This window comes from Vibrio sp. 2033 (assembly GCF_033339735.1).
Genome location: NZ_JAWOVC010000513.1, coordinates 1 through 615, shown reverse-complemented (window position 1 = coordinate 615; position 615 = coordinate 1). Strand labels below are relative to the sequence as shown.

Annotated in this window: 1 protein-coding gene; it reads left to right on the top strand. The window is 49.1% G+C overall.

Annotated elements, in window-relative coordinates; genetic code table 11:
* A partial coding sequence (locus R7P74_RS27520) for an MATE family efflux transporter (protein WP_318123848.1) occupies positions 1 to 615 on the top strand: 615 nt, incomplete at both ends.

The following is a 615-nucleotide window of genomic DNA, read 5'->3' as shown; positions in this document are numbered from 1 at the left end:
ACACCCGCTAAGATCATGATGTTGGCTGGTCTGATCAACGGCATGCTCGATCCACTACTGATTTTCGGTTACGGCCCCTTCCCAGAACTTGGCATTCAAGGCGCAGCTATAGCGAGTGCCTTTAGTTGGCTAGGCGCTTTGTGCGGCTCTTTCTATGTGTTGGTGAAACGCGAAAAACTGCTCGCACAACCTCAATGGGCCTCATTGAAACAAGATTGGCAACAGACGTTAAAAATTGGCACCCCTGCAGCGCTATCCAATGCGATGAATCCGTTGTCGGGCGCGATTTTGATGATGCTGCTATCTAGCCACGGCACGGCAGCGGTGGCAGCTTATGGCGCTGCGCAGCGTATTGAGTCGATTCTGATCTTAGTGTTGATGTCGCTGACCTCCGCACTCACGCCATTTATGGCGCAGAACTTAGGGGCAAAAAATCCTCAGCGCGCTTTCTCTGGTTTGTTTCTCAGCATGCGTTTTGCTGTGGTGTTCCAAGGTTTTATCTTCTTGATGATGGTGCCATTGAGCATTCCTTTAGCGGCGTTATTTTCACAAGAAGAAACAGTAAAGAATCTACTTTGGCACTATCTACTCGTGGTTCCATTTAGCTATGGTTTC